19 protein-coding genes are annotated in these 19,546 nt (G+C 54.5%); 15 read left to right on the forward strand and 4 right to left on the reverse strand.

What is annotated here, in order from left to right:
• Positions 1 to 168: 168 nt before the first annotated feature.
• Positions 169 to 561 (forward strand): nuclear transport factor 2 family protein, encoded by a 393-nt coding sequence (locus tag ACORNT_RS15590; protein WP_321392889.1) that lies wholly within the window; start codon positions 169 to 171, stop codon positions 559 to 561.
• Between the two features lie 4 nt (positions 562 to 565).
• Here the strand turns inward: ACORNT_RS15590 and ACORNT_RS15595 are convergent, their stop codons facing one another.
• Together ACORNT_RS15595 and ACORNT_RS15600 are read right to left on the reverse strand one after the other, a co-directional pair.
• Positions 566 to 1,258 carry an aspartate/glutamate racemase family protein gene (locus tag ACORNT_RS15595; RefSeq protein ID WP_321392892.1) on the reverse strand — a complete coding sequence of 231 codons (693 nt, stop codon included), beginning with the start codon at positions 1,256 to 1,258 and terminating at the stop codon, positions 566 to 568.
• Positions 1,259 to 1,319: 61 nt separating this feature from the next.
• Positions 1,320 to 2,261, reverse strand: a complete 942-nt coding sequence (locus ACORNT_RS15600) for a helix-turn-helix domain-containing GNAT family N-acetyltransferase (protein ID WP_321392894.1) — start codon at positions 2,259 to 2,261, stop codon at positions 1,320 to 1,322.
• 149 nt (positions 2,262 to 2,410) lie between these two features.
• On the opposite strand from ACORNT_RS15600, the gene ACORNT_RS15605 reads away from it, so the two are divergent.
• From ACORNT_RS15605 to ACORNT_RS15660, 12 genes are all read left to right on the forward strand, one after another.
• Positions 2,411 to 3,319: a diacylglycerol kinase family protein gene (locus ACORNT_RS15605; RefSeq protein WP_321392897.1), complete on the forward strand. Its 909-nt coding sequence runs from the start codon at positions 2,411 to 2,413 to the stop codon at positions 3,317 to 3,319.
• Positions 3,320 to 3,420: 101 nt separating this feature from the next.
• Entirely contained in the window at positions 3,421 to 5,304 is a 1,884-nt protein-coding gene (locus tag ACORNT_RS15610; RefSeq protein ID WP_321392899.1) for an XrtA/PEP-CTERM system amidotransferase, read from the forward strand.
• 56 nt (positions 5,305 to 5,360) lie between these two features.
• Positions 5,361 to 6,527: a glycosyltransferase gene (locus tag ACORNT_RS15615; protein WP_321392903.1), complete on the forward strand. Its 1,167-nt coding sequence runs from the start codon at positions 5,361 to 5,363 to the stop codon at positions 6,525 to 6,527.
• Between the two features lie 92 nt (positions 6,528 to 6,619).
• On the forward strand, positions 6,620 to 7,576 hold the full coding sequence (locus tag ACORNT_RS15620) for a calcium/sodium antiporter (RefSeq protein ID WP_321392906.1): 957 nt from the start codon (positions 6,620 to 6,622) through the stop codon (positions 7,574 to 7,576).
• A gap of 100 nt (positions 7,577 to 7,676) precedes the next feature.
• Positions 7,677 to 8,078: a dihydroneopterin aldolase gene (folB, locus tag ACORNT_RS15625; protein ID WP_321392908.1), complete on the forward strand. Its 402-nt coding sequence runs from the start codon at positions 7,677 to 7,679 to the stop codon at positions 8,076 to 8,078.
• A 409-nt stretch (positions 8,079 to 8,487) separates the two neighbouring features.
• A complete protein-coding gene (uvrC, locus tag ACORNT_RS15630) occupies positions 8,488 to 10,398 on the forward strand; it encodes an excinuclease ABC subunit UvrC (protein WP_321392911.1) in 1,911 nt (636 codons plus the stop codon).
• 84 nt (positions 10,399 to 10,482) lie between these two features.
• Positions 10,483 to 11,031 carry a CDP-diacylglycerol--glycerol-3-phosphate 3-phosphatidyltransferase gene (gene pgsA, locus ACORNT_RS15635; RefSeq protein ID WP_321392914.1) on the forward strand — a complete coding sequence of 183 codons (549 nt, stop codon included), beginning with the start codon at positions 10,483 to 10,485 and terminating at the stop codon, positions 11,029 to 11,031.
• A gap of 3 nt (positions 11,032 to 11,034) precedes the next feature.
• The gene (gene moaD / locus ACORNT_RS15640; protein WP_321392917.1) at positions 11,035 to 11,286 is read left to right on the forward strand and encodes a molybdopterin converting factor subunit 1; all 252 of its coding nucleotides are present in this window, start codon (positions 11,035 to 11,037) and stop codon (positions 11,284 to 11,286) included.
• A gap of 3 nt (positions 11,287 to 11,289) precedes the next feature.
• Complete coding sequence (locus tag ACORNT_RS15645; protein ID WP_321392920.1) at positions 11,290 to 11,739, forward strand: molybdenum cofactor biosynthesis protein MoaE; 450 nt, start codon at positions 11,290 to 11,292, stop codon at positions 11,737 to 11,739.
• Positions 11,740 to 12,037: 298 nt separating this feature from the next.
• A complete protein-coding gene (locus ACORNT_RS15650) occupies positions 12,038 to 13,705 on the forward strand; it encodes a dipeptidyl-peptidase 3 family protein (RefSeq protein ID WP_321392924.1) in 1,668 nt (555 codons plus the stop codon).
• 114 nt (positions 13,706 to 13,819) lie between these two features.
• Positions 13,820 to 14,281, forward strand: coding sequence for a DUF6491 family protein (locus tag ACORNT_RS15655; RefSeq protein WP_321392927.1), 462 nt, complete (start codon positions 13,820 to 13,822; stop codon positions 14,279 to 14,281).
• A gap of 305 nt (positions 14,282 to 14,586) precedes the next feature.
• Positions 14,587 to 15,735, forward strand: coding sequence for a N(5)-(carboxyethyl)ornithine synthase (locus ACORNT_RS15660; protein ID WP_321392929.1), 1,149 nt, complete (start codon positions 14,587 to 14,589; stop codon positions 15,733 to 15,735).
• 91 nt (positions 15,736 to 15,826) lie between these two features.
• Here the strand turns inward: ACORNT_RS15660 and ACORNT_RS15665 are convergent, their stop codons facing one another.
• A complete protein-coding gene (locus ACORNT_RS15665; protein WP_321392932.1) occupies positions 15,827 to 16,705 on the reverse strand; it encodes a branched-chain amino acid aminotransferase in 879 nt (292 codons plus the stop codon).
• Positions 16,706 to 16,842: 137 nt separating this feature from the next.
• Between ACORNT_RS15665 and ACORNT_RS15670 the strand changes: the two genes are divergently transcribed.
• Both ACORNT_RS15670 and ACORNT_RS15675 read left to right on the forward strand, forming a co-directional pair.
• The gene (locus ACORNT_RS15670) at positions 16,843 to 17,373 is read left to right on the forward strand and encodes a MarR family transcriptional regulator (protein ID WP_321392934.1); all 531 of its coding nucleotides are present in this window, start codon (positions 16,843 to 16,845) and stop codon (positions 17,371 to 17,373) included.
• A 29-nt stretch (positions 17,374 to 17,402) separates the two neighbouring features.
• Positions 17,403 to 18,686 (forward strand): O-antigen ligase family protein, encoded by a 1,284-nt coding sequence (locus ACORNT_RS15675; RefSeq protein ID WP_321392938.1) that lies wholly within the window; start codon positions 17,403 to 17,405, stop codon positions 18,684 to 18,686.
• On the opposite strand, the gene proC is transcribed toward ACORNT_RS15675, so the two are convergent.
• Positions 18,683 to 19,525, reverse strand: a complete 843-nt coding sequence (gene proC / locus ACORNT_RS15680; protein WP_321392941.1) for a pyrroline-5-carboxylate reductase — start codon at positions 19,523 to 19,525, stop codon at positions 18,683 to 18,685. The two genes, ACORNT_RS15675 and proC, sit on opposite strands and share 4 nt — an antisense overlap.
• Positions 19,526 to 19,546: the final 21 nt, after the last annotated feature.

Genomic DNA, 19,546 nt, shown 5'->3' on the forward strand with positions numbered 1-19,546 from the left:
GGTGTATGGGAGGTGTGTTATTTGCCGTGGAATCGGGTGATTCTGCTGTTTTATGACCCTGATTCACCCCTGAGTCATACACCGGCTAGTACACCCCTATTCATGTCTGTTGCTTGTCGCCGGGGCCCGGGACTGGTATCCTCATCCTTTATCGCCGGGAGATATATCATGAGCACGGATACAAGACTTGAGAATTGGCACAAGGCGGTTTTCGACAAGGACCTGGAGATGCTCACAAAGCTGCTGCATGAAAATGTCGAGTTCAATTCCCCTTTCGTCTGGACGCCCTATCAGGGCCGGGACACGGCGCTGGCCATTCTCGGCACCGTGGTCGATGTGTTCGAGAATTTCAAATATCACCGGGAATGGATCGACGGCAACGAGATGGCGCTGGAATTTTCCGCCAGCATCGGCAAAATATCGCTCAAGGGCATCGACCTGATCCGCTGGGACGATGACGGCAAGATTATCAATTTCGAAGTCATGGTCCGGCCCGGCAACGGCCTGATGACCCTGGCCCAGACCATGCAGCAACGGCTCGCGGAAAAAGGTGTGATGTAGGGCCTCAGTCCTCCAGGGCCCAGTCCATGGCGGCTGTGGTATGCAGGATGGTGGTGTCGAACACCGGCAGTTCCAGATCCTCCTGGCCGATCAGCAGGCCGATTTCCGTACAACCCAGGATCACCCCGTCGGCCCCTTTGCCGGCCAGCCTGTTGATGATTTCCAGATAGGCCTGTTTCGACTCCGGCAGAATTTTGCCCTTGCAGAGTTCGTCATAAATAATCCGGTGTATTTCATCCCGGTCGTCCTTCTCCGGCACAACCACGGCGACGCCGTTGCGGGCCAGGCGGTCCCGGTAAAATGCCTGCTCCATGGTGTAACGGGTGCCGAGCAGGATCGGCGCCCTGCTTTCCTGTTGCCAGATCGCCTTTGCGGTCACGTCACAGATGTGCAGGATCGGCACATAGAGCGCCTCCTCCATCAGGTCGACACATTTATGCATGGTGTTGGTGCAGATGATCAGGGCGTCGGCGCCGCCGTCCTGCAGGGTGCGCCCGGCCTGGATCATCAGGTCATGCAGCCTGTCCCAGTCGCCTGCCGCCTGCAGCTCCGCGACCTCGGCAAAGTCAAAGGACCACATCAGCAGGCGGGCGGAATGAATGCCGCCGAGGCAATCCCCGGCGATCCGGTTCATCAGTTTGTAATAGGTCGCCGTGCTTTCCCAGCTCAGGCCGCCGATCAGGCCGATCGTTTTCATTTTATTTTATCCCGTTTTTTTTCAGATACCGGCCCACTGTAGCGGTGTTGTCCCCCGGACATCAACCGGAATAAATCATATGATGGTCGGCCCGGGCATAGGGGCTGCCGTCCCGGAGCGGAGCTTCGCGGAACCTGTATTTCTCATAGAGGCTGATGGCCGCGGTCAATATCCTGTTGGTTTCCAGAAACAGGTGACGGCCGCCCCGGGCTTTATAACGGTCGATCGCATGGGCCAGCAGCCGTTCGCCGATGCCATGCCCCCGGGCCTGTTCCGTAACCCCCATCTTGCTGACCTCGAATTCTCCGTCACCATGATGTTTCAGCGCCACCACCCCAACCGGCTTCCCATCCAGCAGGGCAATATAGATTTCACCGCCTTTGGCCAGCACCTGGCCCTCCGGGTCCCTGAGGTTCCTGAGGTCCTCGTCCTCCATTTCGAACCAGGTCTCCAGCCATTCCCGATTTATGTCATACCAGGCGTCGGCATAGTCCACATGGAAGGGCACGATTTCCACCGGCCGGGTCTTCTTGCGGGAACCCATTTCCTCTATTCGCTGATAAAGGGACTTGCGGTCCAGCGCCTGCTCCATTTCTTCCAGAGCCTGCAGGATATCCGCTTCGCATTCGGAACGCATAATACCCACAGCCCGTTCCAGATCATCCCAGATCGGTCTTAACCGGCTGACCAGTTCCTTCCCCGCAGTGCTCAAAAGGATAATGCGGCTGCGCGCGTCCATACCGGTTTTCATCCTCACCAGATCAAGGGAAACAAGCTGTTTGACAATCTGGCTCACCGCCGAATGGGTCAGGCCCGACTTCTGGGCCAGATCGGCGATGGTCTGACCATCATCAAGGGACAGAGGATAAATGACCGGAAAATAACGCACCCGGAATTCCAGACCGCTTTCAGCATAAGTGCGCTCCGCATCAGTCGCCAGGCGCTCATACATCCGCTTCAGCCGGGTGCCGATGCCAAGATCAAGAAAAACTTCTTCGTTCATTTCAACCCCTATATATTAATAGTTATATAAATATTAATATATTTTTGATCAAAGAGATCAACCCCAAAATTGCCTGAATTTATTGTGGTAATGATTCTGCAGCCTTAGTAAACTATTCAGGTTGCGTCTCTTGAGGGAAATATATGTCCGTGTCCGTTCCAGACCAGCCCGACTCACGCCGCCGCATCACGGTCATCCACAACCCCGTTTCGGGCCGCCGCAACCGGAAAAAATTCAACCGGGTGCTGAATAATCTCCACCGGGCCGGATGCGACCTGACCCTCCTGAAAACAGAACATGCCGGCCATGCCACCGACCTCGCCCGCACCGCCGTATTGGACAGTCCGGACGTGATTGTCGCCGCCGGTGGTGACGGCACCCTCAACGAAGTGCTGAACGGCCTCTATGGCAGTTCTGCTCCCCTCGCCTTCCTGCCGCTGGGCACAGTCAATGTGTTCGCCCGGGAAATCGGCCTCGGAACATCCGCCGACGCCATCAGCCACAATATCCTTGCGGGCAAAAAACGCAAGATCGTGCCCGGCTGTTGCAACGGTCGTTATTTCCTGCTTATGGTGAGCTGCGGACTGGACAGCCATGTGGTGCACCGGGTCAACCTGGGGCTCAAGAAAATGATCGGCGGGGCCGCTTACGGGGTGCGCTTCCTGCAATATATGTTCAGCTATCCCGATCTGGACTGCACCGTCACCATAGACGGCCGTGACTATGAGACCTCGTCCGTGATCGTCAGCCGCGGCAAGCTCTATGGCGGCAGCCTGGTACTGGTGCCCCATGCGGATCTGTTCGAACCCGCTTTCCAGGTGGTCATGCTGCAGAAGAAAGGCCTGCGGGCGCTGCTGTCCTATGGCTGGTCGCTCCTTAGGCGTCGGCTGTGGCTGAGGCGGGATGTGACGACACTGGAAACCCGGAGCCTAAAAATCAGATCGAAAACCCCGTATCCTCTGCAGATGGACGGAGACCCGGCCGGACGGCTGCCGGCGGACATTCACATTGCGGAACAGCCGGTAACATGTATTATTCCAGAAAAAACACCGACTTAACCACATTTTAAAAATTGCACGGCATGTTTATCATATTATGATCATAATCAGCGGGCATACGTGAGGTAAAGTCCGTCTCCAGCAAGGGGAAGAAAAGAAATATGTGCGGCATTGTAGGCATCGTCACCCGACCGGACACACGCCCGGACCAGGCCCTTTTAAAAAGTATGATGGACGCTATCTATCATCGCGGCCCCGATGAGGAAGGCCAGTTCATTGATAACGGTGTCGCCCTCGGCCACCGCCGCCTGTCTATCATCGACCTGAGCAGCGGCCAGCAACCCATGTATACCGAGGACAATCAGGTCTGCATCGTCTATAATGGCGAAATCTATAACTTCCCCGAAATCCGCAAGGAACTGGAAGGCATGGGATATAACTTCCGCACCCATTGCGATACGGAAGTGATCATGAATGCCTATCACGCCTGGGGCGAGGAAAGCGTTAAACGCATTCGCGGCATGTTCGCCTATGCCATTCACGACAAACGCAACAACAAGGTTTTCCTGGCCCGCGACCGGCTCGGCATCAAACCGTTGTTCTACGCCAATGTGGATGAAAATACCCTTATTTTCGGCTCGGAACACAAGGGACTGACCGTCTACCCGGGCCTCAACAAGAAAATCCGCCCGCAAAGTGTCGAGGATTATTTCTCCCTCGGTTATGTGGCCGAACCCCACACAATTTACGAGAATATCTACCGCCTGGAACCGGGACACACCCTGACCGTAGACATGTCCACCGGCAGCAAAAAGATCACACAATACTGGAATGTCCAGTTTGATCCGAGCTATCGCGGTGATTTTGATGACGCGAAGGAAGAATTGTCGGCCCGCATCCGGGAAGCGGTCAAAATCCGCATGGTTGCCGATGTGCCGCTGGGCGCCTTTCTGTCCGGGGGCGTGGATTCCAGCGCCGTTGTCGCCGACATGGCCACCATTGACGACAAGCCGGTCAATACCTGCTCCATCGCCTTTTCCGATCCAAAATATAACGAGATCGATTATGCCAACGAAGTGGCAAAGCAGTATAAAACCAACCACTGGACCCGGGAAGTTGATCCCGATGACTGGTCGCTGGTTGACCAGCTGATGGACATTTATGACGAACCCTATGCCGACAGTTCGGCGCTGCCCACTTACCGGGTCTGCCAGCTTGCCCGGGAACGGGTGACGGTGGCCCTGTCCGGCGACGGTGGTGACGAAAATCTGGCCGGGTACCGCCGCTACTGGCTGCATATGCTGGAGGAAAAGCCGCGCCAGCTTCTGCCCTATGGTCTGCGCCGTCCCTTGTTCGGCGCGCTTGGCGCGCTGTACCCCAAGGCAGACTGGGCGCCCCGTTTCCTGCGCGCCAAAACCACATTCCAGGGCCTGGCCCGCAATTCGGTAGAAGCCTATTTCTATGGTGTCTCCATTTTCAAGAAAGACATGAAACAGAAACTGTTCAGCGACGGTTTCAAAAACGACCTGCAGGACTATGAAGCACTGCAGGTTTTCGAGCGTCACGCCAATGACGCCAATACAGACGATCCGCTGTCGCTGATCCAGTATCTCGATATGAAGACCTATCTGGTGGGCGATATCCTGACCAAGGTGGACCGGGCTTCCATGGCCCATTCACTTGAGGTCCGTGTGCCGCTTCTGGACCATCAGTTGGTGGAATGGATCGCCACCCTGCCCTCCGACATGAAACTGAAGGGCAGCGAGGGCAAATATATCTTCAAGAAATCCCTGGAAGGCCGCCTGTCCAATGACATCCTCTATCGCAAGAAGATGGGTTTTGCCGTTCCCCTGGGCCGCTGGTTCCGGGAAGAACTGAAAGACAAGATTCGCTCCTCTGTGCTCAGCGAACGCATGAAGGACAGCGGCTATTTTGATGCGGATTACCTGCAGCAGCTTGTCGACCAGCATCAGTCCGGCGTCCGTGACTTCAGTGCCCCTCTCTGGACCCTGATGATGTTTGACCAGTTCCTCGCTCGCTGCTAATCTGTTTCTCCAACCAATGCAGCTAGCCAGGGACATCAGGCCGGGGAAAATCGGGTATGAAGATTCTGACGATTACATCACTTTATCCGAACGGTCTGCAGCCCCGGCACGGTATTTTTGTCAAAACGCGCTTTGATTATCTGGACAGGATCATGGATTTCGCACGCAAGGTCATTGCCCCGGTCGCCTGGACCCCGGTGCTGTCCTGGATACCCGGAAGCCGGTTTCACCTTTCTGCCAAAGTTCCCCAAAAGGAAAACCAGAACGGTATCGATGTCTTTCACCCGCGTTACCTGACCCTGCCCGGCAGCAACCTGATTGATCCCGCAAAAGCCATGGCAACGGCTGCCATAAAGGTCATTGAAAAGACATTTGACCATGGGGAGGAGTTTGACCTCATTGACGGTCAGTATCTCTACCCGGACGGTATTGCCGCCGCGCTTGTAGCCCGGAAATTCAGCAAACCCCTGGTCCTTACGGCAAGAGGCAGTGACGTGAATTACTGGATGAACCAGGATAAGGCGCGACAAAAAACACTGGAGGCCATCGGCTGTGCCTCTGCGGTCATCTGCGTCAGCCAGGCCCTGAAACAATCCCTCATGAAACATGGCGTTCCGGAAGGAAAGCTGTTCGTCCTGCCCAACGGTGTTGACGAATCGGTCTTTCATCGCCGGCACAAAGCGGTGTCTCACAAGGACTACCTGCTGTCGGTGGGAAATCTGGTGCCGCTCAAGGGCCATGATATCGCCCTCAGGGGGCTGGCGACACTGCCCGACAAGAAACTGATTATCATCGGCCAGGGCCCGGAGGAAAAGAACCTGAAGCAGCTGGCCCGGGAACTGGCCATATATGACCGGGTCATTTTCCTCGGGCATGTGCCGCAAAGGGACCTTGCCCGCTATTACGCCTATGCAGATGCAACCCTGCTGATGTCCAGTATGGAAGGCATGCCGAATGTGGTTCTTGAAAGTCTGGCCTGCGGCACGCCGGTCATCGCCACAAATGTCGGCGGCATTCCAGAGGTGGTGAACGAAACAAACGGCATTCTGCTGTCCGAGCGCACACCGGACGCCCTTGAAGCTGCTTTAACCGACTTTTTCAACCGGTCCTGGGACCGAGATGCCATCTCTGACGCCATGGTGTCCCTTGACTGGTCGAGCGTGGCCCAATGGCAATACGAGCTATATCAATCTGTGATTACCGGCCAGCAGCCGCAGCCCTGAAAATTTCCTGATTTTTACACCTCCCCCTCTAGGCATCAGCCCGGAAGGCCTATATAACAGGCCGGACAGAATTCTAATCGGTGTGATAAGTTATGGAATATATTCAGGTTATTGGCGGTCTGGTCCTTCTGGTTATTGCCGGTGATATGCTGGTTGGCGGTGCAGTTTCCATGGCCTACAGGCTTGGCATAAGCAAGGTGGTTATTGGCCTGACAGTGGTCGCCTTCGGCACCTCGGCTCCGGAGCTTGTGGTCGGACTGGACGCCGCCCTCGCCGGCGCGCCGACCCTTGCACTCGGAAATGTGGTGGGAAGCAATACAGCCAATATTTTACTGGTGATGGGATTGCCGGCAATTATTTTCCCCTTCTCCTGCTTCAACATAGAGGTCCGCAACAATTATTTTATCATGCTGATAAGCAGTGTGATCTTCATCCTGCTGTGTTTCACAGCGCCCATTGGATGGTGGCAGGGCAGCCTGCTGCTCATCCTTCTGTTCGGCTACCTTTTCCATTCTTACCGGGAAACCAGAAAAACCCGCAAACTTGCCCGCGAAGCACTTGAAGACGTGGAAGGTGTTCCTGAAAAGCCTCTCGCCTTGTGGAAATCCATCGTTTACCTGCTCGGCGGACTGGTCGGTTTGATCTACGGGGCTCATATCCTTGTTGAAGGAGCTGTCGTCATCGCCGTTGATTTCGGCATTCCCAAAGCAGTCATCGGCCTGACCATTGTCGCCATCGGCACCTCCCTGCCGGAACTGATGACCGTGATCATGGCCGCCAAACATAATCATGGTGATGTCGCGTTTGGTAATGTGATCGGCAGCAATATCTTTAATCTCTTCGCGATCATGGGAGCCACTGCAATCACAACGCCGGTTCCGGTACCACAGGACTTTCTCACAGTCGACCTCTGGGTCATGCTGGCGGCGTCGCTGGCACTGCTTCCTTTTGCCATCCGGGACAGAAAGCTCTCCCGCTCCGTCGGGGTCCTGTTAACCCTGGGATATATCGGCTACCTTGTCTATCTGGGCCAGCATGTAGGTCTTTGAAAGCAAGAAAGTTGAAAAGAAATTTGCGCTTTGGGAAAAATGCTATTAAAGATTGCTTTTTGTTACCAACACAAACGATTAGTTTCCGGACTTGAGTGATATGCAGAAAAGCAACCTGACCCCGCTTAAATTTGCCAGCGCCAGCAGATCCCTGCGTCATGTATTCGTCAATGACCTGATCATCGACAGCCATATCGGCATTTACGATCATGAAAAAGAAAATGCACAGAAAATCAGGATCAGCGTGAACCTGGCCGTTGAGGAAACTGCAGACCCCCTGCAGGATAATATCAACAACGTCCTGTGCTATGAGGCCATCGTCAATAAAATCGAAACCATGGTCCGGTCCGGTCACGTCCATCTTGTTGAAACCCTGGCAGAAAATATCGCCCAGATGAACCTGCAGGACGCTCGTGTAAGTACGGTTCGGGTCCGGGTTGAGAAGCTTGAAGCCTTCGCTAACACCGCCAGCGTTGGCGTGGAAATCGAACGCAGGCGCTGACTTTTCCCAAAGTAGCGACAAAGACTGTTAAGGGCTTGAATAATCAGTATATAATCCGTCAAATACCTTTAAGTTGTGCACAGCAAAAGATCAGCGATTATTCATCGTAACAAATCTGTAGTATTCATTAGAGAAAACAAAGATAAAACCTGCTTGACTTTACTTTTTCAATTTAATATCAACACGTTAACGTTAATGCCTATTTTTTAGGCAATGCGATAAAACATCAACGTTCCTGCCGTATTGATCACTATGTCTAAAAGTTATACACGGAGTTATCCACAGGATACGTGGATAGTTTCCTTCCCGACTCTGAAGGTGTTTTGTTACTGCTTGATTCACAAGGACTTTTACCATTTATTAACGAAATTCAGCAGACCGGGCATAAGAATTTTAAACCGCGACAGACTTGAGAAAATCATCTACCTGGGCCATCATGTCGCACCAGCACAGAGAAGACCTAAAAAGCAGCATCATGAACGAAGGCATCAAGGTTATTAAATCCTACCTGAAGACCCTGCCGGGCAAACCCGGGGTCTATCGCATGCTGGATGAAAAAGACAATGTTCTGTATGTGGGCAAGGCCAAAAGCCTGAAAAACAGGGTTGCCAACTATACAAATATCCGGGGAGTCGGATACCGCATCGCCCGCATGGTCGGCATGACCCGCAGCATGGAGTTTGTCACCACCAACACCGAAGTCGAGGCGCTATTGCTGGAAGCCAGCCTGATCAAACGCTTCAAGCCACCCTATAATGTGTTGCTCAGGGATGACAAAAGCTTTCCCTATATCAAGATTGACACCTCCCATCCCTCGCCCCGGGTGATGAAACACCGCGGCGCCAAAAAGGACGGCAGCATCTATTTCGGTCCTTTCGCGTCCACCAGCGCCGTCAACCACAGCCTGCATATCCTGCAGAAGGCCTTCCTGCTGCGGACCTGTTCCGACAATGTGTTCAGCCATCGTACCCGGCCCTGCCTGCTCTATCAAATCAAGCGCTGTGCCGCCCCGTGCGTCGACAAGGTATCTCAGGAAGAATATAACGCCCTGGTCCAGTCGGCCCATGATTTCCTCAGCGGCAAAAGCCAGGAAATCAAAAAACTGCTGACCGGGAAGATGACCGAGGCCAGCGAGAAAATGGAATTCGAGCAGGCCGCCATCTATCGCGACCGGCTGCGCGCACTGGCCGCCGTCCAGTCACGTCAGGACATCAACCAGGGCCATCTGGAGGAAGCCGACATCATCGCTGCTTTCCAGGAAGGCGGGCAAACCTGTATCCAGGTCTTTTTCTACCGGTCAGGCCAGAACTGGGGCAACAAGGCCTACTTCCCGCGCCATGACAAGAACCAGACACTGGACGAGGTACTGCCGGCCTTTATGTCCCAGTTTTACGACAACAAACAGCCGCCGAAACTGGTCCTGGTCAATGCCCATATGCTGCAAAAGAAACTTCTTCAGGACGCACTGACCCTGAAAGCCGGCCATACGGTGAAAATCACCTTTCCCCAGCGGGGCGAGAAGTCCAACATGGTAGCGCTGGTGGAGAAAAATGCCCGGGAAGCGCTGGGACGCCGCCTGACGGAAAGCGCCAGCCAGCAGAAACTTCTGGAGGGCGTGGCCCGGTTGTTTGACCTCGAAGGCCCGCCGAACCGTATCGAAGTCTATGACAACAGCCATATATCCGGCACCAATGCGCTGGGCGCCATGATCGTCGCCGGCCCCGAAGGCTTTGAGAAAAACGCCTACCGCAAGTTCAACATCAAGTCGGACAAGCTGACGCCCGGAGACGATTTCGGCATGATGCGGGAAGTCATGACCCGCCGCTTCAGCCGCCAGCTCAGGGAAAATCCGGATCGGGATGATGCCGGCTGGCCGGACCTTCTGGTTATTGACGGCGGCAAGGGGCAGCTCAGTGCGGTGATGGAGATCCTCGCCGACCTGGGACTCGAGGATATCGCCATTGTCTCCATTGCCAAAGGTCCCGATCGCAATGCCGGGCGGGAAGATTTTTACCTGCCGGGGCGGGAACCGTTTAAACTTCCTCCCAATGATCCTGTGCTCTATTTCCTGCAACGGCTCCGGGATGAGGCCCATCGCTTCGCCATCGGCAGCCACCGCCAGCAACGGGGCAAGAAAATGCACAAGTCGATTCTTGACGGATTGCCGGGTGTGGGACCCCGCCGGAAAAAAGCTCTGCTGCTGCATTTCGGCTCCGCCAGGGCCGTCGCCGGCGCCGCGCTGGAAGACCTTGGCAAAGTGGAAGGCATCAACCGTACCCTGGCCCAGTCGATTTACGATTATTTCCACGACAACGACTGATTGTTAACTTTTCACAAGAGTCTATTGGCAGGTGACTGCGCTTGGCTTATAAAGCTGTACAGAAAATGAAAAGCAAGAGTCCCGATGTTTAATCTGCCCAACATACTGACCATGTCCCGCATCCTGATGATCCCGCTTCTGGTGGGCTCCTTTTATATTGAGGGCCATGCCGGCAACTGGATCGGTTTCGCGATTTTCTCCCTGGCCGGCATTACCGATTTCTTTGACGGCTACCTGGCTCGCAAGCTTGGTCAATTTTCCAGACTGGGCGCATTTATGGACCCGATCGCCGACAAGCTGCTGATTGCGGCCGCCCTGATGATGATGGTGGCGGTTGAACGTATTTCCGGCCTGTCCGTACTCGCCGCCGTGGTCATCCTGTGCCGGGAATTCCTGGTCTCGGGCCTGCGCGAATTCCTGGCCGAACTGAAAGTCAGTGTGCCGGTCACCAAGCTTGCCAAATGGAAAACCACCATCCAGATTTTCGCCCTCGGCTTCCTGCTGGTGGGTGAGGCCTCTCCGGAAGCCATTCCTTCCATCCAGATCGGTGACGCCTGCCTGTGGGCCGCGGCCCTCCTCACCCTCTATACCGGCTATGACTATCTCAGAGCCGGCATGAAGCATATGGACTGAACCATGCGGCTCGTCTATTTCGCCAGAGTTCGGGAACAGATTGGCACATCGGAAGAAGAGATTGTCCTGCCCGCCAATATCACCACAGTCGGGGATTTGCTTGACCATCTGCGTAGACTCGGCAAGAATTATGATCGTGCGCTGGAAGACGAAAGCCGTATCCGTATTGCAGTGAATGAAGTCTATGTGGACATAGATCACCCGGTATCCGACCGGGACGAGGTAGCCATCTTCCCCCCCATGACCGGAGGCTGAGCCGTGAAAATTTCCGTCCAGGCAGAAGATTTCTCCATTGAACAGGAAAGCCTAGCCCTGCGCGGCGACCGGACGGACATCGGCGCCCTGGTCAGCTTTACCGGTCTGGTCCGGGATTTCCCCGAAGGCACCCTGAAAAGCATGACCCTGGAACATTTTCCCGGTATGGCGGAAAAACAGCTTGCTGCCCTCGCGGAAGAGGCGGAAAAACGCTGGCCTCTGCAGGGTCTCACCGTCATTCACCGCTATGGAGAACTCCACCCCGGCGAGCAGATTGTTCTGGTACTGACGGCCTCCCTGCACCGCAAGGCAGCCTTCGAGGCGGCTGAATTTCTTATGGACTGGCTCAAGACCGAGGCCCCCTTCTGGAAGAAGGAACAGACCAGTGATGGTGAACAATGGGTCGAGGCAAAAAAAGAAGACGACAACGCCCGCGATCGCTGGAAAGGCTGATCACCTGTAAAAAATCCGGACACATCACCGGGATTCTGTCAGTATTCTTTACAGTTTTCCCAATACCCGTTTGACCAAAACCCCTTACTTCATTGTTTTTGTGTATTTTTCTATAAATGGTACGCTTCTTGCTACTGTATTAGACATATTATCCCTGCGCCACACTGGAACAGGAAGCCACTTCCGCTTTGTCAGAAATTTTCTGCTGAGTATCACGGAAGTGGTTTTTTTATGGCTTTATCTCTGTCCGCTTATCTGTAAAACTGCGCCCAACAAATAACCGACAAACGGGGATATCATGACTTCCAAATATAAATTCCTTCTGGCTTCCGCCTTCACCGTCCTTGCCCTGACTTCCTGCGGACAGGACAAGCAGGCCCCCGAATCCGAAACCGTTAAACAGACCTGGGTGTCCGAGGACGCCGAAAATCGGGCCAATATTTATGCCCCCTATGCTCTGAAGGTTGATTTATCACATCTGAGTGATAACCAGAAAGAGATGCTGAAACTTCTGATCGACGCCTCCCGGACCATGGACGAACTGTTCTGGAGGCAGGCCTATGGTGACAAAGAAGTCCTGCTCGACGGCAACCTTGACGATAATATCAAGAAATTTATCCGGCTGAACTACGGCCCCTGGGACCGGCTCGACGGCGACAAACCGTTCCTCACCGGCGTCGGGGAAAAACCGCTCGGCGCCCGCTTCTATCCTGAGGATATGACAAAAGAGGAATTTGAAGCCTGGGACAGTCCGGACAAGTCAGGGCTCTATAGCTTCATCCGCCGGGACGAGTACGGCAACCTCAAAGTGGTTCCCTATCACGAAGAATTCACCACCGCCCTGAAGAAAGTCGCGGAGCAGCTGCGGGCGGCAAGCAAGCTGGCGCAGAATGCCGAGTTCGCCAATTACCTGAACATGAGGGCCGATGCGCTGGTCGTCGATGACTTCCAGGCAAGCGACATGGCCTGGATGGACATGAAGTCGAACCCCGTCGAACTGGTCATCGGCCCGATCGAGACCTATGAAGACCAGCTTTACGGTTACCGCGCCGCCTATGAGGCTTACGTCCTGATCAAGGATATGGCCTGGAGCAAACGCCTGAGCAAATATACCGCCTTCCTGCCGGAACTGCAGCTGGGCCTGCCGGTACCCGACGAATATAAGGCGGAAACCCCGGGCACGGATTCCGACCTTAATGCCTATGAGGTGATCTATTATGCGGGCCACTCCAACGCAGGATCCAAAACCATCGCCATCAACCTGCCCAATGACGAACAGGTGCAGCTGGCCAAGGGCACCCGCCGATTGCAGCTGAAAAACGCCATGAAGGCCAAGTTCGACAAGATCATGCTGCCACTGGCCGATGTGTTGATCGCCCCGGACCAGCGCCGCCATGTAACCTTCAATGCCTTTTTCGCCAACACCATGTTCCATGAGGTGGCGCACGGGCTCGGCATCAAGAATACCCTGGACGGGTCCGGCACCGTACGGGCCGCGCTCAAGGAAACCGCCAGCGCGCTGGAAGAAGGCAAGGCCGACATCCTCGGCCTCTATATGGTCAGCAAACTGCATGAAAAGGGTGAGCTGGAAGACGGTGAACTGATGGATTATTACACCACCTTCATGGCCGGTATTTTCCGCTCCGTCCGTTTTGGCGCCAGCAGCGCGCATGGGCGGGCCAATATGGTCCGTTTTAACTATTTCAAGGATGCCGGGGCCTTCAGCCGGGATGAGGCCGGCCACTACCGGATCAATTTCGACGCCTTTGAACAGGCCGTTGCCGGCCTCAGCGAGTTGATCCTGACCCTGCAGGGGGACGGCAATTATGAGGGCGCGAAGAGGCTCCTGGCCGACAAAGGCATTGTGCCCGATGACCTGGCCGCCGACCTCGCCCGCCTGTCAAAGGCGGACATCCCGGTGGATGTCTTTTTCCTCCAGGGGGAGGATGTTTTGGGCCTGAAATAAAAAATTATCGGCGGCGGCATATGACAAGGATCAATGCTGCCGCCGCCCGTTCAAGCTATGTTCAGCTAATATTGCTATACTGTGAAGATCGATACAGCCACCTGGAGATAAAAGATGAAAAAACTTTTCCTGATATTTGCCGCCCTGTCCCTGCTGGCCATCCCCGCCGCACAGGCCGAATATGGCGGCAAAAAAGTTACCGAACAAGAAGCTGAACTGCCGCCCCTGACCGAAGAACAATACAAGGAAATGACCACACGGCTGAGCAAGGAAAATGACTGTATTTTCATCCGCACCATCGACAGCTGGACAGCGCTCGATCGCAATCATCTGATCCTTTATGCGCCGAGCCGCAACAATCCCTACCTGCTGGAGATTGCACCAACCACCTATAACCTGATGTTTGAGGAACAGCTCGGCATTTACAGCAAGAGCGGTGAAAATCTCTGCCCCTACGGCCGCAGCGGGTTGATACTCAGAGACGAGCATCTGTTCATCCGCGGCATCGCCAAAATCACCAAAGAAGAAGCCAAGCAGCTGAAGGCCTATAAGAAAGCGAAAAAAGAGAAGAAATAATCTTTTACCGGAGATTATGGTGAGAGGCCGGACAGGGTTCTCTTCCGGCCTTTTTGAATTCCTAAACCCCGGATTTTGCTCAGATACGGCCGTGGACCAGGTCGTCGTAATCCTGCACCAGGTTCTGGCAGATCTCGCCGACGATACAGATGCAAGGGGTAAACCCCGCCCGGGATTATCACGCCCCGGACTATTCTGCAAGGCTAAGCTTGTATAAGCCCCCCGGAAGGGCCATGTTAGAGACTGTCGAGTGCGCCTGCATCCCTCCCCCCCACCCCTGCGTGCTCCTCCAAAAAGGAAATATCATGACCAAACTGACCCTGGGGGTCATCGGGACTTCCAAAAAGGAAGACGAACAGCGCGTGCCTATCCATCCGGCTCATTTACCTCGCCTCTCCGAAGACTGTCGACGCCAATTAATTTTTGAAGAAGGATATGGCGCACCCTTCGGCATCCCGGACTCTGAAATCTCCGCCCTGACCGGGGGCGTTGCCCCGCGCCAGAAACTTCTGGCCGACCTGGGCAACGTGATTGCCTGCAAGCCGGTACTGGAGGATCTGCAGGATCTTCGCGAAGGCGGGCTGCTCTGGGGTTATCCCCATTGCGCCCAACAACGGGCCATCACCCAGGCCGCCATCGACCGCAGGCTCACCCTTATTGCCTTTGAGGATATGTTTGTCTGGGGCCCGGGCGGACAGATCGGCCGTCATACTTTCTACAAGAACAATGAAATGGCGGGCTACTGCGCCGTCATTCATGCCCTGCGTTTGAAAGGCATCGACGGGCATTATGGCAACCAGCGTAAAACTATTATTTTCAGTTTCGGCGCCGTCAGCCGCGGCGCTATCTATGCCCTCAAGGCACATGGCTTCCGGGATATCACCATCTGTATCCAGCGCCCCGACCACGAGGTCCGCGAAGAGGTTCTTGATTGTCATTATGTCCGTGTGCGGGACGGCCGTGATGGCGAAGCCCGTATGATTGTCGTCGAACATGACGGCAGTGAGCGGCCACTTTCGGACCTGATCCGCGAAACGGATATCATCGTCAACGGTACCCTGCAGGACCCAGACCAGCCCACCGACTATGTCACCCGGGACGAAAAATCATGCCTGAAACCGGGCAGCCTGATCATCGATGTGAGCTGTGACGAAGGCATGGGTTTCTATTTTGCCAAACCTACTACCTTCAAGGAGCCGATGTTCAAGGTCGACACAGTTGATTATTACGCGGTTGATCATACCCCGAGTTATCTCTGGGAAAGCGCCTCGAGGTCCATCTCCGCTGCGCTGATCGTCCATCTGCCGACCGTGGTCGAGGGACGGGGCAACTGGCAACAGAGTGAGACAATTCGCCGGGCTGTAAATATAGACAAGGGCGAGATTCAAAAATCCGGCATCCTGTCCTTCCAGCAGCGTCAGCCGGACTATCCCCACGCCAGTCTGCTTCATTAGAGAGCGGGCTGTTCTGGTATGGAAAGGGCGAATAAAGAACAAAAAAGGCGGCCCTCAAGGCCGCCTTTGATCATTTGATTCCCTGTCCCGCTCAGAGGCGATTGTTGACCAGGTTATCATAATCTTCCATCAGCGTTTTGCAGACATCGCCAACCGTAAATTTGTACGGGCCGATCTCGCTGAGCGGAGTGATTTCCGCGGCAGTACCGGTCAGGAAGGCCTGCTCGAAGGTAGCCATTTCCTCGGGCCAGATATCCCGCACAACAACTTCGATACCCCGTTTCCCGGCCAACTCAATGGCCGTCTGGCGAGTGATACCGTCAAGTACACATTCCACCGTCGGGGTATGCAGCTTGCCTTCTTTATAGAAGAAAATATTGGCGCCGGTGGCTTCTGCCACACGGCCCTTGTAATCCATCATCAGGGCGTCATCAAAGCCCTCGGCACTGGCGGCATCCTTGTTCATGGAAGCAATCATGTAAAGACCCGCTGCCTTGGCCCGGACCGGGGCGGTGTGCGGAGCCGGACGGCGCCAATGGGCCAGATGCAGCCGCAGGCCCTTCAGGCGGGCTTCCGGACCAAAATAGGACGGCCAGACCCAGACCGCAATGGCCAGATGAACCTTCGAACCCTTGGTAGCTACACCCATCGTCTCGGCACCGCGCCAGGCTACCGGACGGATATAGGCATCGGTCAGGTTGTTGGCTGTCACCGTTTCCTTGATCGCCGCATCAATCTGCTCGGCCGTATAGGGAATTTCAAAGCCCAGAATCCGGCCGGAGTTAATCAGCCGTTCACTATGTTCCCGGGATTTGAAAACCTTGCCGCCATAGGCCCGCTGGCCTTCAAAAACGCTACTGGCATAATGCAGCCCGTGAGTCAGAACATGGAATTTGGCATCGCGCCAGGGAATCAGCTCTCCATTGTACCAGATGAGACCATCGCGATCGTCGAACGGCAATACAGACATATGTCACCTCAAAAGAATTTATTCTTCAACAAGTTAACCGGTCTGCCGCCGTCCTCCGGACGATAAACCGGCGCTTCGCGAATGATTATTTCACAAAATGCTTGATATGAGTAACATTATACTTAGAATATGTCAACATGACTGACGTATTTAATATGGAAAAAAAATCAGATAAAATGTCCCCGGCCGACATGGATGAGGATGATATTTTCCTCAAAGGCATGGAACTGCTCTACTTCGCCTATCGGGATTTCATTTCCTGGCCGGATGATGTGTTGCAGCAATATGGCATGGGCCGGGCCCATCACCGCATCCTGCATTTCGTCAACCGCAATCCAGGTCTGATGGTGGCCGACCTGCTGAAACTTTTGAATATCACCAAACAGTCCCTGTCCCGGGTTCTCGGCATGCTGGTAGAAGAAGGATATGTGCGTCAGGAAATCGGCCCCACCGACCGGCGCCAGCGCCTTCTCTATCTGACGCAAAAGGGTGAACAACTGCTGGCCGAAATAGCAGAGCATCAGAAAGAACATCTGCTCAAGGCCTGCCGGACTGCGGGACCCGACGCGGTGGAAGGATTCTGGGCGGTCCTGACCGAATTATTGAATGAGGAAAACCGGGCAGAAGTTCTGGAGCATGTGAATAAGCCTTTATTTCCAAATAAGTAGCTCAGCTTCCGCTTGACCCCCGGACAAAAATGCAGATACTTTTCCACATGGAAAATTTGATCAAAAACTTCTCTCGCCTGTCCCCCTTGGGAAAACTGCTTTGCGGGTTACTGATATTGCTTCCGCTGGCCGTGCTTTTTTTGCATCCCAATACACTTCTGCCACCCGGCCCCAAGGAATTTGCCCACGCCACGGTGGCGGAGATTATTTTTATTTCTGGCTATATTCTCTTCCGCCGGAGTCGAGGGTATGACTTCTGGATAATACCCTTGCCCGTCTGGCTGTGTTTCGGATTATGGCTGCTTGCTTCCTGCCTCTCGTTAAGTTCAGCAGCGGATTATACGGAAGCCCTCCACAAGCTCGCCCAGTACCTGTTCCATTTCTTTTTTGCAGTCACCCTCATCAGTTACCTGCTAAAGGAAAGACAGGAAATTTCCGCGGTATACAGTAGCCTGCTGTTGTCGCTATATCTGATGCTTTTATTATTCCTAATCACCACCGCGATCATGTCACAGTCACCTCATTTCAACTGGACTCTTTCCCTACCGGGATTCAGCAATTTAAGACATCTTGATTATATTCTGGCCGTCATGCTGAGCGCGACCATCATGCTGCCATTCTCGCTGAAAGATGGTCTATCAGGCCGGTGGCGAATATTTTTCTTAGTTGCGCTGACCCTGCTCTGGCTCCTTTTGTGCTGGACCGGTGCCCGTGGCTCCATTCTTTCCTCACTCATTGCTACAGGAATCTGTCTGTTTGTAATGAGAAAACATAGCCTGACAAGGCAGCTTTTGGTGATTTTCCTTCTCACCATGATCAGCGGCGCCTTAATCTCGCTTGCCCTGCCGATCCCGGACGGAAATTACGGCCTGATCCGCTTTGCCACCTCTATAAGTGAATATCAGGATTTCAATAAGCTGAGTTCCAATAGAGTTTCCATCTGGCTTGAAGCGCTTGAAAAATGGTGTTCGTCACCATGGGTTGGAGCAGGCGCTGGTCAAACCATCTATATTATAGAATCCGCAAATAAAACCTTCGTCCAACCTCATAATGTCGTCGTCCAGGCCCTGCTCGCCTGGGGGATCATCGGTGGCAGCGGTTTCATTGGCATCATAACAGGCATCCTTTGGAATGCTTACAGGCATGCAACCGAACGCATGCGCCACAACCCAGCCGCTATAGCTGGACTGGGTATGATGCTGACCATCGCCGCCAATGCCATGATTGACGGGACTCTCTATCATCCGGTTCCGTTTTTCCTGTTTCTGATGGGATCCGGCCTCGCCCTGACGCCACCGGCAAAGGCACACTAGTCGGCAAGTTCGCGGGAACGTTCAAAGGCGGCGCGAATGGCCTTTGTCATCAGGGCATTCAGACCATTATCTCCCATCAGCACGTCAAGCGCGGCCTGGGTCGTGCCATTAGGGCTGGTCACATTTATCCTGAGTTGGCTGGCGGTTTCCCCGGACTGGTCCAGCAGGGCGCCGGCGCCAATGACGGTTCGCATGGCCAGCTTCATGGCCAGCTCGGGCTCCAGACCGATCTTCTCCCCGGCCGAGGCCATCGTCTCAACCAAGTGAAACACATAGGCCGGGCCGCTGCCGGACAATGCGGTAACAGCATCAATAAGGCCTTCCTTTTTCACCCAGTCCACATCACCGACAGAAGACAGGAGTTGCTGGCAGGTTTTCTTCTGGCCCGCAGAGACATGAGGATTGGCACAGCCCACTGTAATTCCCATGCCGATCGCCGCCGGTGTATTGGGCATGGCCCGGACGACGGCCTTGTCAGCCCCCAGCCTGGCCTCAAACCATGTCAGGGTTTTGCCGGCCGCGATAGACAGAACCAGGGATTTGGACAGATCAACAGCCGATAACTGGCTGACAGCGTCCTCCATCATCTGGGGCTTGACCGCCAGCACAACAAAGGACGGCGCTATGGCTTCGGGGAGATCTGCCGCAGTTTCAAGAAATGCACAGGGATCAAGTTCCGGCACCATGTTCCGGGCGGGTTCGACATGGGGGTCAATCACCCAGACCGCGTCAGCGGGAAGGCCCTGCTTTAGCCAGCCCTTCAGCATCGCGCCACCCATTTTTCCGCATCCGACAAGAACAAGCGGTTTCTGCGACGTGATATGCGATAGACCGGTCATAGATGACACTCCAGTAGCGGG

Origin of the sequence: Emcibacter sp., assembly GCF_963675455.1 — a bacterium.
Lineage (GTDB): Bacteria > Pseudomonadota > Alphaproteobacteria > Sphingomonadales > Emcibacteraceae > Emcibacter.